Origin of the sequence: Pyramidobacter porci, from assembly GCF_009695745.1 — a bacterium.
In the GTDB taxonomy this organism is placed as follows: domain Bacteria; phylum Synergistota; class Synergistia; order Synergistales; family Dethiosulfovibrionaceae; genus Pyramidobacter; species Pyramidobacter porci.
Genome location: NZ_VUNH01000006.1, coordinates 120,681 through 133,310 on the forward strand (window position 1 = coordinate 120,681; position 12,630 = coordinate 133,310).

The window sequence follows — 12,630 nt, forward strand, 5'->3', positions numbered from 1 at the left end:
GCCTTCGCAGTCACATCGGCGGATCGCTTTTGACGACGACTGTAAAAGAACGCGGCGGTAAAATCCGGCGCGCCGGCGGCGCGTCCGACCGAACCGCAAGGGCTCCGCCTGTCTTGGTCCAAACGGACTCCGGCGGGCGGAGCGTTCCGTTTTTTCAGATGCGCTGTCAAGGCTTGCGGCAACTTTGTTTGTATGAAATGTTCCACGTGGAACATCAGAAACGGGGGCGGAAAACGCGGAGCGGTCCAGCGCGTTTTCTTCGTCGCTTAACCTTTCAAATGGCCGTCGAACCACGCGGCGATCTCGCGCAGCCGGGCGAGGCGGTTTTTGGGGCGGCCGGAGCGGCTCAGCTCGTGGTTCTCGCCGTTGAACAGGCACATGCGGCATTCCACGCCGAGCACCTTGAGGGCGGTAAACATCTGAAACGACTGGTCGCGCTCGCAGCGGAAGTCCTCCTGCGACTGAATCAGCAGCAGCGGCGTCTTGACGTTGGCGACGTGCTTGAGCGGCGACTCCTGCCAGGCCTGTTCGCACGCGTCCCACGGGCGGCCGCCGTGCTGGTCTTCCACGTAATAGTAGCCGATGTCGCAGCTGCCGAATTTCGACACCCAGTTGCTGATCGGCCGCTGTGCCGCGGCCGCTTTGAAAAAGTCCGTCTGTGTGACGATCCAGTTGGTCATGTAGCCGCCGTAGGAGCCGCCCGTGACGCCGACATTCTTTTCGTCGACGAAGGGCAGATTGGCGACGCACCATTTCGTGAATGCCATGATGTCGCTGTAATCTTTGACGCCGTAAAAGCCGCGGATGTCGTCGAAACCGCCGGGGCGTCCGTCGCCGCCGCGCGGGTTGCAGTAGATCACGGCGTAGCCGCGAGAAGCCCAGCACTGCATCTCGTGGAAGTAGACGCCGCCGAAGGCGCTCTTGGGACCGCCGTGGATGTGCAGGATCGTCGGGTACTTCCTGCCTTCTTCGTAGCCCACGGGCTTCATGTACCAGCCGTCGAGCGTCCAGCCCTCGTTTTCGTAGCTCACGTGTTCGGGCGCGGAAAGCTGGAGCTCCTTGATGACGTCCTCGTTGTGGCGCGTCAGCTGGCGCTCGCGGCCGTTTTCGAGCAGATACAGCTCCTGCAGCTGCAGATCCTTGAAGCCCGCCATGACCGCCGCGCCGTTTTTCCAGTCCCAGTTGTCCACCGTGTCGATCTCGTCGGTGAGAGCGGAGATGGAACCGTCGGCTTCGAGCGCGTAGAGTCGGCTCCGGAAGCCCTCGGTGGCGCAGGAGATCACGCGCCCGTCCTCGACGGCGAAGCTGCCCTCCTGCTCGGCCGTGTTGTAGCGGCAGTCGCTGCCCACGGCGTTGCGCAGGCTGCTGTCGAGATCGGGCGTGACGGCGGCGAGCTTTTTGTCCCTGAGGAAGAAGAATTGAATATTTTGGTTGACGCCGACGGTCTTTTGGTCGCTGCCCGTGACCAGCGCGCCGTCCTTGTACCAACCGGCGTCCTTGAAGCCGAACGATAATCCTTCGCTGAGGCAGGCCAGCGCGCCCGTGCTCAGGTCGAGCTCGTAGACGTGGTTGGTCGTCGGCTTCACGTCCGTATACTCGACGGCGACGAGCAGCGCCTTGCGGCCGTCGTCGCTGAGACGGCAGCGCGCCACTTCCATATGCTCGGGCGTGACGCGCGTGAAGCCGCCGTCGGCGGCGTCGTACACGGCGAGCCCCGTGCGGCGCTGGCAGACGAAGCCCTTGCCGTTGGCGGTGAAGGGCAGCTGCTCGATCACGTAGTAGTCGGCGCCCTCGGGATTGTCGTAGACGGGTTCGAACGTCGCCGTCACCAGCCAGCGTCCGCCGCCGAGGTCGGCAATGGCGCTGGCCGGGCGGTCGATCGTGAACAGTTCGCGCGCCTCGCCGCCGTCCAGCGGCAGCGCGTAAAAGCGCGTGCTCTCCTTGGGCACGTCGCCGCGTCCGGAGGCGAAGATCAGCTCGCGTCCGTCGCGGCTCCAGGCGAAGAACTTCTCGGAGTTCGTGAACGTCAGCTGCCGTCCGCTGTCCGAGGCCAGGTCGTAAAGCCACAGGGCGCTGTCGTAATTGTTCTTGTCGAAGTTGGCCGCGCTGACCACGTAGGCGATCTTGCCGCCGTCGGGCGAAAACGCGGGACGCGAGAGGAATTTGAACTTTAGCAGGTCGTCGTGCTGTACCGGTCTCATGCGAAAAAATCTCCTTTGAGGGAATGTATTGAGAAAAATCAGCCTGCGCCGCCGGGCTTCAGCCGATCGTGCGCTCCAAAAAGTTCAGCAGGTTTTCGCCGAGCACGCCGCGCACCTCGTCCTCGCTGAAGCCGCGGGCCAGAAGCCCGGCCGTCAGCCGCCAGCTCTCGTCGTAGAACGGCACGGCGTCCTTCGGTTCGCGGCCGTTGCCGATACGGAACTCGTCGCAGAAATCGAAACCGAAGCACAGATGTTCCGCGCCGGCGACTTTTTTGACGTGCGCGCCGTGCGCCGCCAGCTCGTCGGGATCCGCGCGCCCGGCGCCGTTCGCGTCGAGCCGGACGAAGTCGCTGCAGGCGTTCATGCCCATGACGCCGCTACGCTGCGCGAGCGCGGCGATCTGCTCGTCGGTCAGGTTGCGCGCCACCGGCGTCAGGGCGCGACAGTTGGAGTGAGAGGCGATGAACGGCCGCTTCGTGAGCGAGCAGAGATCCCAGAAGCCCTCGTCGTTGAGATGCGAGACATCCAGATACATGCCCAGACGTTCCGCCTCGTCGGCCAGCCGCGCGCCGAAGTCCGTCAGGCCGCCTTTGCGCCCTTCGCGCCGCGGCTGGAAAAAGCAGCCGTCGGCGGCGTAGTTGCGGCGGCTCCAGGCGATGCCGATGCCGCGCACGCCCAGCTCGTAAAAGACGCGCAGCAGATTGAGGTCGTTGCCCAGCGGCTCCGCTCCTTCGAACGAGAGGAGCAGGGCGATCTTTCCCGCCGCGCGGGCGGCGCGGATCTCCCCGACGCTGCGGCACAGGACCAAGTCGGGACACTGCGCCAGCTCCTCGTGCATGCAGGCGATCTGGTCGAGCGCGCGGCGCAGCGCCATTTCCGGCACGTGCCGGTCGTCGATGAAGATCGACGAGATCAGCAGGTCGACGCCGCCGGCGCGGATCTTTTCCAGATAATCCGTCCTGAAAACGTCCGTGCGCTCGCCCTCGAGGCGCTTGGCGGCGAGCAGGTTGAGCAGGTCGTAGTGCGCGTCGGCCACAAAGCAGTTGCGGTGCAGCGCCTGCGCCCGCTCCTTCAATTCCGGGGTGATGTCCATAAAGTTCCCTCCTTGGCGAAATACTGCCATGATTATAACGCGAAAGCGGGAACAAATCTTCATGCCGGTATGCCGAAAAACAAAAGGCGGCGCGGAGGTCGTCGTCAGAGCGCGAAAACGCGAATCATTGCCGGGCGTTCGCACTCCGCGCGAAAGGCTGCGAATAAAAAGGGCCCGACGATCAGCCTGACCGTCGGGCCCTTTGCATAGAGCTCTTTTCTTTGCCCCGCCATGTGTTCTGGCGAGGCGGGGTCTTTTTACATTTCGTACGGCTCGATCTCGCACACGACGTCGAGGATCGTGCCGTCGCGGGCCTCGAGGATGGCGACGACTTTGTCGTTCCATTGCAGCGGATCGGGGCGGCCGACGAGCGCGTAGGCCTTTTCCTGAAGCTCTTTGATACTGACGTGCGCGACGCCGGCACGGTCGAGGCAGTCGACGATGTCCTGCCGTCTGGGGTTGACGGCGACGCCGTAATCGGTGACGACGACATCGACGCACTCGCCGGGGGTGGTGACGGTGACGACGCGCTCGCAGACGGTGGCCATGCGGCCGCGGGTCAGCGGCGTGACGATGACGGTGCACTTGGCACCGGCGGCCGTGTCGGGATGGCCGCCGGGCGCGCCGCGCAGCACGCCGTCGGAGCCGGTGATGACGTTGACGTTGAAGTCGACGTCGACTTCCAGCGCGGCGAGGATGACGAAATCGAGCTTGTTGACGAAGGCGCCTTTGTTGGCGGGGTTGGCGTATTCGCCGGCACTGATCTCGTAATGACGGGGGTTGGCACGGATGTCGTCGATGGCGCCGGTGTCGAAATCCTGCGTGTCGACGATGCAGCCGACGAGTCCTTTGCGCTGCAGTTCGCAGATGGGGCCGGCGATGCCGCCGATGGCGAAGCTCATTGTGATGCCGCGCTCGCGCATGAGCGGCTCGATGAAGCGGTTCACGGCCAGCGAAGGGCCGCCTGCGCCGGTCTGGAAGCTGAAGCCGTCCTTGAACCACGGCGTGGCGGCCATGACTTTGGCGGTGGCCTCGGCCATCATCAGGTCGCGGGGATTTTGGGTCATGCGCGCGGCGGCGGAGGCGATCTTTTTCGGATCGCCGATCTCGTCGACTTTCACCACGTAGTCCACGTTGACGCCGTGGATCGACGCGGGAAAGTTGGGGTAGGGCACGAGCGTGTCGGTGATGACGACGACCTTGTCGGCGTACTCGGAATCGACGACGGCGTAGGAGAGCACGCCGCAGTCGCTCTTGCCGCCGACGGCGCGGCAGTTGCCGTATTCGTCGGACGTGGGAGACCCGATGAAGGCCACGTCGATGTGCACGTCGCCCTCCTCGATGGCGCGCACGCGGCCGCCGTGGCTGCGCAGGATCGCGGGCGTCTTCAGCTTGCCGCGGGACACCACTTCGCCCATCCGACCGCGGATGCCGCTGGTCTGAAGGCCGGTGACGACGCCGTCTTCGATGTACTGGGCCACGGGATCGTGCGCCGCGCCCAGGCTGGAGGCGGCGATGGTGATGTCTTTGAGGCCGAGGGCGACGATCTCTTTCATGACCATGTTGACGATGAAGTCGCCGTCGCGGAAGTGGTGATGGAAGGAGACGGTCATGCCGTCCTTGAGCCCGCACGCCGTGATAGCCTCGCGGATGGAGGCGACAATTTTGCTTTCGCGGGGCTTTTCGCAGATGCGCGTGCGCGGGCCCTGTTTCTTGATGTACTGGCCGTCGCGGGCGTGAGCGCCCGCGTAAGGCTTCCAGCCCTGCGCGATCAGTTCTTCGGGAATTTCCCGGCCGACTGCGTTCAGCATTTTAGAGATCCCCCTCGTAAACGCCGCTGGCCTTGGCGAGCTGGATGACGCGCTCGGCGCCGGGCACAAAGGCGATGTCGATCATTTTGCCGTTGATGGTGAACACGCCGATTCCCTTGTCGGCGTTCTCGCGGTAGGCTTTGACGAGCGTCTCGGCGGCGGCGATCTCCTTTGGCGTCGGCGCCAGCATCTCGTGGACGATGCGGATCTGGCGGGGATTGATCAGTGATTTGCCGTCGAAGCCCATGTCCTTGTTCTGCTGCATTTCGGCGCGGAAACCTTCCTCGTCGTCGAGGTCGGTGAAGACGGTGTCGAAGCACTGCACGCCGGCGGCGCGGGCGGCGATCAGCATCTGGCCGCGGGCGGCGAGCATTTCGACGCCGCCGGGCGTAGGTTTGACCTGCATGCACTTGCGATAGTCGCCGCCGGAAAGGGCGATGCCGAACAGGCGAGGCGAGGCGGTGCAGATCTCGTAGGCGTTGAGCACGCCCTTTGGGCTTTCGATGGCGGCCATCAGCAGCGTGCGCCCTTCTTCGACGCCGAACTCGCGCTCGGCTTCAGTGACGGCGGCTTCCACCGTTCGCACGTCGGCGGCGCTCTCGGTCTTGGCGATGCGGATGCCGTCGGCGCCTCCGGCCACGACAACGCGAACGTCTTCGCGCCAGTGCGGCGTGTCGAGGCCGTTGATGCGCACAAGCACTTCCGTGTCGCCGTAGTCGATGGTTTTCAGCGCGTGGTAGAGTGAAAAGCGCGCGGCGTCCTTCTGGTTCTCGGCCACCGCGTCTTCGAGGTCGAGCATGATCGAGTCGGCGCCGTAAATGTAAGCGTCTTTGATCAGGCCGGGCTTCTGCGCGTTCATGAACATCATCGTGCGGCGCAGGCGGAACTTTTCCGGTTTCGGACGGGGAATCATGCGATCTCGCCTCCCCAGGGATACGCGCCGTCGGTATCGTACCGGCAGCCGCGGTAATAGGCGCACTCGACGCGCGCCTTGATGGTGCAGTCCAGCGCGCCGTGGTCGTTGACGGTGACGGCGGCGTTTTTCACGCCGAGGCGCGCCAGCGTGGCGAGCACGGTTTCCCTGATCTGACGGCCGTACTGGTTGATGACGGTGCTTTCAAGGTCCAGGCTGATGCCCGACGGCGCCGGCTCGAGCGTGACCATTACGTCGCTCGATTCGAGCGTGCCGGCCACGCCGGTGGTTTTCAGTTCCATGGCTTTGACCTCCTGACAGTTTTTTACGATAACTCAAAGGAGAAAGCGCGGTCGGGAAGGCGCCGCGCTCGATCGGACAAAATCAGGCGTTCGCCGACGGCTTCTTTTTTCTGAAGAAGGAAGCGACGATGGGGTAGACCAGCAGGGCGATGCTGAGCGCCATCAGGGAGCCGGCGATGGGGCGCGAGAACATGCTTACCAGGTCGGCGCGCGAGATCGTGTAGGCGCGGCTGAAGTTGCTTTCGCAGATCTCGCCCAGCACCAGGCCGAGGATCATGGCGGCGCTGTTGAAGTGGCAGACGGCGAAGATCAGCCCGGCAATGCCGGCGATGGCCATGATCTTCACGTCGGCGATGCTCATGTTGGTGGCGTAGGAGCCGATGATGGCCAGCATTACGATGATCGGGCCGAGATAGCTGTAAGGGATGGCGAGGATCTTTGCGAAGACCTTGGCGATGCCCATGGCGACGATGACCATGAGGATGTTGGTGACGAGCATGGAGGCGAACGTGGCGCTCAGGTACTGGGGCTGGTTGGTGAGGAGCAGCGGCCCGAGCTGTACGCCCTTGAGCACCAGCGCGCTCATCATCACGGCCGCGGCGTTGCCGCCGGGAATGCCGAGCGAGAGCAGGGGCACCATGGCGCCGCCGGTGGCGGCGTTGTTGGCCGATTCGGATGCGGCGATGCCGTCGATGATGCCGGTGCCGAACTTCTCGGGATATTTGGAAAGCTTCGTTTCCGTGGAGTAGCACAAGAACGAGGCGATCGTCGCGCCAGCGCCGGGAAGGATGCCGATGATCGTGCCGATGACGGAGCAGCGAAGCACGAGCCACTTGATCTTGAGCCACTCGGCCAGCGTGGGCATCTTCGTGTCCACACGTCCGCCGCCGACGCCCTCCTTGGCGTCGAGCCGATCGCTCTTGCGCGTCTGCTTGAGCACCTCGGTGACGGCGAAAATGCCGATCAGCACGGGGATCATCTCCAACCCGGCGAGCAGCTCCTTGGAGCCGAACGTCATGCGCTGCACGGCGTACATCCTGTCCTGGCCGACGCAGGCCAGCAGCAGGCCGAGCAGGCCGGAGATGATCGTGCGCAGGATATTGGACGAATCAAGACAGGCGAGAATCGACAGCCCCATAAACGTGATCGCGAACAGGTCGGAGGGGCCGAACGACAGCGCCGCCTGCGTCAACTGCGGCGAAAGCAGCAGCATGCAGAACGCCGAGACCAGACCGCCGATCGCCGAAGCGCCGAGCGCCACGCCCAGCGCCTTGCCGGCTTCGCCGCGCTGCGCCATCGGGTAGCCGTCGAACGTTGTCGGCGCGCTGGACGGCACGCCGGGGATCTTGAACAGGATCGCCGTGATCGAGCCGCCAGTGATGGCCGAGCAGTAGATGGCCACGAGGAAGACGATGGCCGGCACCGGCTCCATGCTGTACGTAAACGGCAGCCCGAGCGCCACGGCCATCGTGGAGCTGACGCCGGGCAGAGCGCCGAAAATCGTCCCCATCACGATGGCCATGACCACCATGAAGAACACGTAAGGCTCCATGAGGACGCTGAAACCGCTCTGTAACAGTGCGAAAGTCGACATTCCGATTCACCCCTAGATAAGAGATTGAGCCTGAGACACCAGGGACTCCAGCCAGAGCGCGAAGTTGCGCGCCTGAGGAAGGGTGCCGCGGGGCAAATTGACCGACAGCAGGACGCTGAAGACCACATAGAGGAGCAGCGTGATCAGCGCTGAGAAGACGAACAGGCGCGCGACCTTCCGTTCGCCCAGCAGCATGCCGTAGAAGAACAGCATCAGGAAGCACGTGCCCATGAAGCCGAGCGGTTCGAGCACAAAGCAGGCCGCCACGACGATGACGATGCCGAGGAACAGGCGGCTGGCGAAAAATCCGCCGATGGAGGCGAAAAAGGCGCCCAGCGAAAACTCCGCTTTGCCCCTGTTTTTCATGATGATGCGCGCGATGTTGATCGCCACGCAGATCAGAAGCAGAATAATGATGACGTTGGGCCACACGTCGGGCTTGAGGGCGTAAGGATTGCGCAGGACCTTGGCGGGGACGGGCGCCTCCAAAACGTGGAACGCGTACGTGTAGGCCAGGCCGAGCCACAGCAGAACGTTGAGAATCAGTTCGAACACTGATCCGCACCACCTTTCAGGGATTGAGGAAGCTTGTGCTACAATAAATGTTGGAGTCGCAAAGAAAAAAGGGGAGCGGAAATTCGGCCCCCCTCTTGTGGTCACTGTGCGCAGGAGGAACTACTTGGCGTAGTAATCCTTCTTCAAAACTTCCTCGGACTTCAGATACTCGGTGAAGGTCTTGTACTCGTTCTCGAACAGCTCGGCGAACTCTTGGGGCGCGGCGAAGCCGGGGCGCTCGTCATACGCGCCGGAAACGAGAAAATCCTGCCATTCCTTGGTCTGAACGGCCTTTTCAATGGCGGCGACCAGAGCGTCGATTGCCGGCTGAGGCGTGCCGGCCTTGGCGAAAATGCCGCGCCACGTGCCGATGAAGGAATCGATGCCCAGCTCGCCCGTGCACTCCATGTCGGGGTAGAGCTTCATGCGCTTCTCGCAGATGGCGCACAACGGCACGATGTCGCCCGCCTGGATCAGGCCGGCGATCTCGTCGGTGCCGGTGATCATCATGTCGATGTGGCCGCCCACCAGCGCGGAGTTCATCTCGGAACCGCCGGAGTAGGGCACCTCGTTGACGTCAAGCCCGGCCAGCGTCTGGCGCAGCGAAGCGCCGTCGGCGCCCGTGGCGGTGAGCATGCCCACGTTGATCTCGAACGGATGCTCCTTGGCGTACTTGATCATCTCGGAAAAGCTGTGATAGCCCTTCTGATCCATGGCTTTCTTGGAGCCGGCGATGATGTTGATGGAGTGGACCAGTTTGGCGACGGGGATGAACTCGGAGCGGAAGTTCATCGAAGTGGCGCCCTGCAGATCCTGCATGATCAGGCTCTGCGTTCCCAACATGAAGGTGTAGCCGTCGGCGGGCTGCTTGTAGGTGTATTCCACGCCGTTGACGCCCGAGCCGCCGGAAACGTTGACGACCTCGACTTCGACTCCGAGAATGTCCTTGAGCAGTTTGGCCATGGGACGGATCGTGCTGTCAGCGCCGCCGCCGACGCCCCAGGGGCAGACTACGTCGATCTTGCGGGTGAACTTCCACTCTTCGGCCCCCGCGGAAACGGCCGCGACGCCGAGCAGGGATACGGCCAGCAGCGCATACACGAACTTTTTCACTTGCAATTCCTCCTCATAAACAAGATTGAGTTTAATGACGCTGATTTTATTATTCAACTTTTTTAGGGAAAATACCAATACTAAAAGTTTTATGCGCCCATAAGGTCACAATTATGGTCAAAGATATTTATACAGTATACATTTCAAGGAGGCGGCACGATTGAATTTGAAACACGCTTCTTACATCATGGCAATTCTCGAGGCGGGCAGCATCACGGCGGCCGCGAAAAAACTCCTCATTTCCCAGCCGTCGCTGTCGCAGACCGTCAAAGCCGTGGAGGACGAACTGGGGCTGCCGATCTTTGACCGCCGCGCCAAGCAGCTGACGCTGACCTACGCCGGCCAACGTTACGTCGAAAGCATGCGCGAGATCATGACGGCCGAGCGGAATTTCCTCAGCGAGATCGCCGAAATGAAAAACGATCACCGCGCCACGCTGCGCATCGGCATTTCGGCGCAGCGCAGCATCTCCCTGCTGCCGCAGATCCTGCCCTCATTTCTCGCTCGCTACCCGCTCGTTACCGTCGAGCTGAAGGAATTGCCTTCCGTCCGCCTCGAGGAGCTGCTCAGCAAGGGCGGCTGCGACGTGGCTTTCATCACCACTGCGTCGAAGCAGAACGACCTGGAATACCGCCTGCTGGAAAACGAACAGATCGTCCTCATGGCCTCCAAGCAAACGGCCATCTCCCGCCGCATCGGCCAGGGGACCGAAATCGAACTGAGCGAGGCCCGGGAGGAAAACTTCGTCAACCTCACCCCCGGTCACAGCGTGCGCACCATCCAGAACCATCTCGCTCAGCTGTGCCAGTTCGAGCCGCGCGTGCTGCTCGAATTGTTCAACATGGAAGCCGCCAAGTTGGTCACCGCGCAGCTCAACGCCGTCATGGTCTGTCCTTACGGCTACATTCAGGGAGACACGCGCGTGGAGACGCTGACCAAATGCTATCCGCTGCGCTGCCACGGCTTCGAGCGGCATTTCTACTTCTGTTATCGGAAAAAACTGCGGCTTTCCAGCTATATGCGCGACCTTTTCGACATCGCCCGCAGCAAGTGTCAGTATCATACGATGTAGTCCGCGCCGAAAACCGTATGAAATCGCGCGTTGAAGACAAAAAGCCTTTCGGACGAGGGGGAGAATGATATGTACCCAGAATCTTGGACACATTGATTACTGCTCGGACGAGCGAGATATGGATGCTATCCTGTATTTTACAGGAGGCATCCATTTTGTTTTGATCTGGATCCGCTCTTTGTTGTAGTAGTGGATGTAATTTTTAATGGCCGTGGATGTAATTTTTAATGGCCTTTGAGAAAGACGTAAAGGATGGATATTCTTTCTCACAGCCATAATACATCTCATTCTTCAGTCTCCCGAAGAACGTCTCCATAATACAGTTATCGTAGCAATTGCCTTTCCTTGACATCGACTGGATAATGCCATGGGCTTTCAATTCATGCTGATACTGTGCATGCTGATATTGCCATCCCTGATCAAAATGCATGATAAGTCCCTCGGTGTGTGGGAACTTTCTGAATGCTCGATGAAGCATGCGCTTTATCTGCGTGAGATTGGGACTCGGCGAGAGATCATAGGAGACGATCTCATTCGTGTGCATATCCAGGATCGGTGAAAGATAACATTTTCCAAATGGGAAGCTGAATTGTGTCACATCGGTAGTCCATTTCTGAAGCGGCGCCGTCGTCTCAAAGTCTCTGTCGATGATGTTGGGCGCGATCTTTCCTACTTTGCCTTGGTAGGAATGATACTTTTCTCTAGGTCGTTTTCCCCGCAGTTCCATACAATGCATCAGTCTCTGGACGCGTTTATGGTTCACGGTGTATCCTTGGTTCAACAACTCACGATGGACTCTTCTGACACCATATCTGCCATGATGATGCTCAAAAATCTTCCGGATTTCACAGCTGAGGTCGGCATTCTTTTCCGCAACTCCATCGGTTCTGCCGATCTCAAAGTAAAAAGTAATAAGTGGACCTTGCCATTCCCATGGCCTTCAAAAGATATTTCAACTGATATCCTTTTGATATCCTTTTCTCTTGAGTTCTTTGATGATCGCTGCTTTTTCGCCTTGAGTCGCGCAGCTTCCTTTTCTTCTCTCAAGGCGATCTCTTTTTTTTTATTACTTCATTCTCCGCTTTGCTAGAGGCATTCTCGGCTCTTAATCGGATCAGTTCTTCACGTTCTGACTCTACAAGAGGTCTGGGACGATCGATGTTCATATTTTTCTTCATGGATTGGTCCTTTTGCTTTCTGGCTTTCTTTTTACCTATCAGTCCATTATAGCCCTCTGTCTTGTATCTGCGTACCCAGTTGTAGAGCATCCCATCACTGATTCCCGCTTTACAGGCAACGGACTTGTTTGATTCACCCGCTAAAACCCGTGAAACCAGTTCGAGTTTTTCTTCCGCAGACCATGCCTTATTATGGGCGGGATGTTGTAAAGCTAAGGTTCCGTGAGCATCTTCAATCCTTGCCCATTTACGGATCGTATTATGAAAGTTCTGCGTTGAAATCCCATCAGGGGGCTTCGCCCATTTACCTTGACGATGTAACTGCACACATTTCCTTTTGTATTCGTAACTGTAGCGCATAAAAATACCCTCCTTACTGAGTGTCCTGTAAAGAGGGTACATATCAAAGAGGAGAACGGGCACTTTTGGGGCGGAGATGATTCTGCGTGACCGCGAACGCCACCCGCAAGCAAAATAACAACAAGTCACAAAAGCGACCGGACTTACGCCGTCACTTCTACGGTCCACTGCAGGCAGTATTATGACACCAAAGCGATTTCCCCGCCAACACAGAACAAAAAAACATCGTAAGGCGTCTCGAAGAAAGACAGTTTTGTGGAAAGCAGGAGAAATTCCGGCATTCATGAATAGACAATATCGTCGATTCATTCTCATTTTAATCGTATTTCTTAAAAACCAATCGACGCAGCATGAATATTATATTTAACCCGTTATTTACTTGCTTTTATCGCTACGCCAAACATTTCCAAATCTCTCGCAGAATTCTTCATTTTGTAA

The 12,630-nt window shown here is 59.7% G+C and carries 13 protein-coding genes; 2 read left to right on the plus strand and 11 right to left on the minus strand.

Annotated features, from left to right (window positions below; translation table 11 throughout):
- Positions 1-266 precede the first annotated feature (266 nt).
- The 8 genes from FYJ74_RS06765 to FYJ74_RS06800 all read right to left on the minus strand — a co-directional run bounded on the left by FYJ74_RS06765 (position 267) and on the right by FYJ74_RS06800 (position 9,582).
- A complete protein-coding gene (locus FYJ74_RS06765) occupies positions 267-2,201 on the minus strand; it encodes an alpha/beta hydrolase family protein (protein WP_154528821.1) in 1,935 nt (644 codons plus the stop codon).
- A gap of 58 nt (positions 2,202-2,259) precedes the next feature.
- Positions 2,260-3,294 (minus strand): dipeptidase, encoded by a 1,035-nt coding sequence (locus FYJ74_RS06770; protein WP_154528822.1) that lies wholly within the window; start codon positions 3,292-3,294, stop codon positions 2,260-2,262.
- A 257-nt stretch (positions 3,295-3,551) separates the two neighbouring features.
- The gene (gene citF, locus FYJ74_RS06775; RefSeq protein WP_154528823.1) at positions 3,552-5,105 is read right to left on the minus strand and encodes a citrate lyase subunit alpha; all 1,554 of its coding nucleotides are present in this window, start codon (positions 5,103-5,105) and stop codon (positions 3,552-3,554) included.
- Between the two features lies 1 nt (position 5,106).
- Positions 5,107-6,018, minus strand: coding sequence for an aldolase/citrate lyase family protein (locus tag FYJ74_RS06780; RefSeq protein WP_154528824.1), 912 nt, complete (start codon positions 6,016-6,018; stop codon positions 5,107-5,109).
- Complete coding sequence (gene citD, locus FYJ74_RS06785) at positions 6,015-6,320, minus strand: citrate lyase acyl carrier protein (protein ID WP_154528825.1); 306 nt, start codon at positions 6,318-6,320, stop codon at positions 6,015-6,017. The genes FYJ74_RS06780 and citD overlap by 4 nt, the downstream gene beginning before the upstream one ends.
- A gap of 82 nt (positions 6,321-6,402) precedes the next feature.
- Entirely contained in the window at positions 6,403-7,914 is a 1,512-nt protein-coding gene (locus FYJ74_RS06790) for a tripartite tricarboxylate transporter permease (RefSeq protein ID WP_154528826.1), read from the minus strand.
- 12 nt (positions 7,915-7,926) lie between these two features.
- Positions 7,927-8,469 carry a tripartite tricarboxylate transporter TctB family protein gene (locus FYJ74_RS06795; RefSeq protein ID WP_195838837.1) on the minus strand — a complete coding sequence of 181 codons (543 nt, stop codon included), beginning with the start codon at positions 8,467-8,469 and terminating at the stop codon, positions 7,927-7,929.
- A gap of 120 nt (positions 8,470-8,589) precedes the next feature.
- Entirely contained in the window at positions 8,590-9,582 is a 993-nt protein-coding gene (locus FYJ74_RS06800; RefSeq protein ID WP_154528828.1) for a Bug family tripartite tricarboxylate transporter substrate binding protein, read from the minus strand.
- Between the two features lie 160 nt (positions 9,583-9,742).
- Here FYJ74_RS06800 and FYJ74_RS06805 point away from each other — a divergent pair, with 160 nt between their 5' ends.
- Positions 9,743-10,654: a LysR family transcriptional regulator gene (locus tag FYJ74_RS06805; protein WP_154528829.1), complete on the plus strand. Its 912-nt coding sequence runs from the start codon at positions 9,743-9,745 to the stop codon at positions 10,652-10,654.
- A 96-nt stretch (positions 10,655-10,750) separates the two neighbouring features.
- On the opposite strand, the gene FYJ74_RS12005 is transcribed toward FYJ74_RS06805, so the two are convergent.
- Positions 10,751-10,942 carry an IS3 family transposase gene (locus FYJ74_RS12005; protein WP_154528830.1) on the minus strand — a complete coding sequence of 64 codons (192 nt, stop codon included), beginning with the start codon at positions 10,940-10,942 and terminating at the stop codon, positions 10,751-10,753.
- The gene (locus tag FYJ74_RS06815; RefSeq protein WP_326830900.1) at positions 10,857-11,498 is read right to left on the minus strand and encodes an IS3 family transposase; all 642 of its coding nucleotides are present in this window, start codon (positions 11,496-11,498) and stop codon (positions 10,857-10,859) included. The genes FYJ74_RS12005 and FYJ74_RS06815 overlap by 86 nt, the downstream gene beginning before the upstream one ends.
- Here FYJ74_RS06815 and FYJ74_RS11790 point away from each other — a divergent pair.
- Positions 11,385-11,744: a hypothetical protein gene (locus FYJ74_RS11790; protein WP_229769392.1), complete on the plus strand. Its 360-nt coding sequence runs from the start codon at positions 11,385-11,387 to the stop codon at positions 11,742-11,744. The two genes, FYJ74_RS06815 and FYJ74_RS11790, sit on opposite strands and share 114 nt — an antisense overlap.
- Here the strand turns inward: FYJ74_RS11790 and FYJ74_RS11795 are convergent.
- Positions 11,698-12,192 carry a helix-turn-helix domain-containing protein gene (locus FYJ74_RS11795; protein WP_229769393.1) on the minus strand — a complete coding sequence of 165 codons (495 nt, stop codon included), beginning with the start codon at positions 12,190-12,192 and terminating at the stop codon, positions 11,698-11,700. The two genes, FYJ74_RS11790 and FYJ74_RS11795, sit on opposite strands and share 47 nt — an antisense overlap.
- Positions 12,193-12,630 lie beyond the last annotated feature (438 nt).

Coding starts and splice junctions, on each gene's coding strand:
- FYJ74_RS06765 (WP_154528821.1), bottom strand. CDS start 2,201: ATGAGACCGGTACAGCACGACGACCTGCTAAAGTTCAAATTCCTCTCG.
- FYJ74_RS06770 (WP_154528822.1), bottom strand. CDS start 3,294: ATGGACATCACCCCGGAATTGAAGGAGCGGGCGCAGGCGCTGCACCGC.
- citF (WP_154528823.1), bottom strand. CDS start 5,105: ATGCTGAACGCAGTCGGCCGGGAAATTCCCGAAGAACTGATCGCGCAG.
- FYJ74_RS06780 (WP_154528824.1), bottom strand. CDS start 6,018: ATGATTCCCCGTCCGAAACCGGAAAAGTTCCGCCTGCGCCGCACGATG.
- citD (WP_154528825.1), bottom strand. CDS start 6,320: ATGGAACTGAAAACCACCGGCGTGGCCGGCACGCTCGAATCGAGCGAC.
- FYJ74_RS06790 (WP_154528826.1), bottom strand. CDS start 7,914: ATGTCGACTTTCGCACTGTTACAGAGCGGTTTCAGCGTCCTCATGGAG.
- FYJ74_RS12005 (WP_154528830.1), bottom strand. CDS start 10,942: ATGAGATGTATTATGGCTGTGAGAAAGAATATCCATCCTTTACGTCTT.
- FYJ74_RS11790 (WP_229769392.1), top strand. CDS start 11,385: ATGCATCAGTCTCTGGACGCGTTTATGGTTCACGGTGTATCCTTGGTT.
- FYJ74_RS11795 (WP_229769393.1), bottom strand. CDS start 12,192: ATGCGCTACAGTTACGAATACAAAAGGAAATGTGTGCAGTTACATCGT.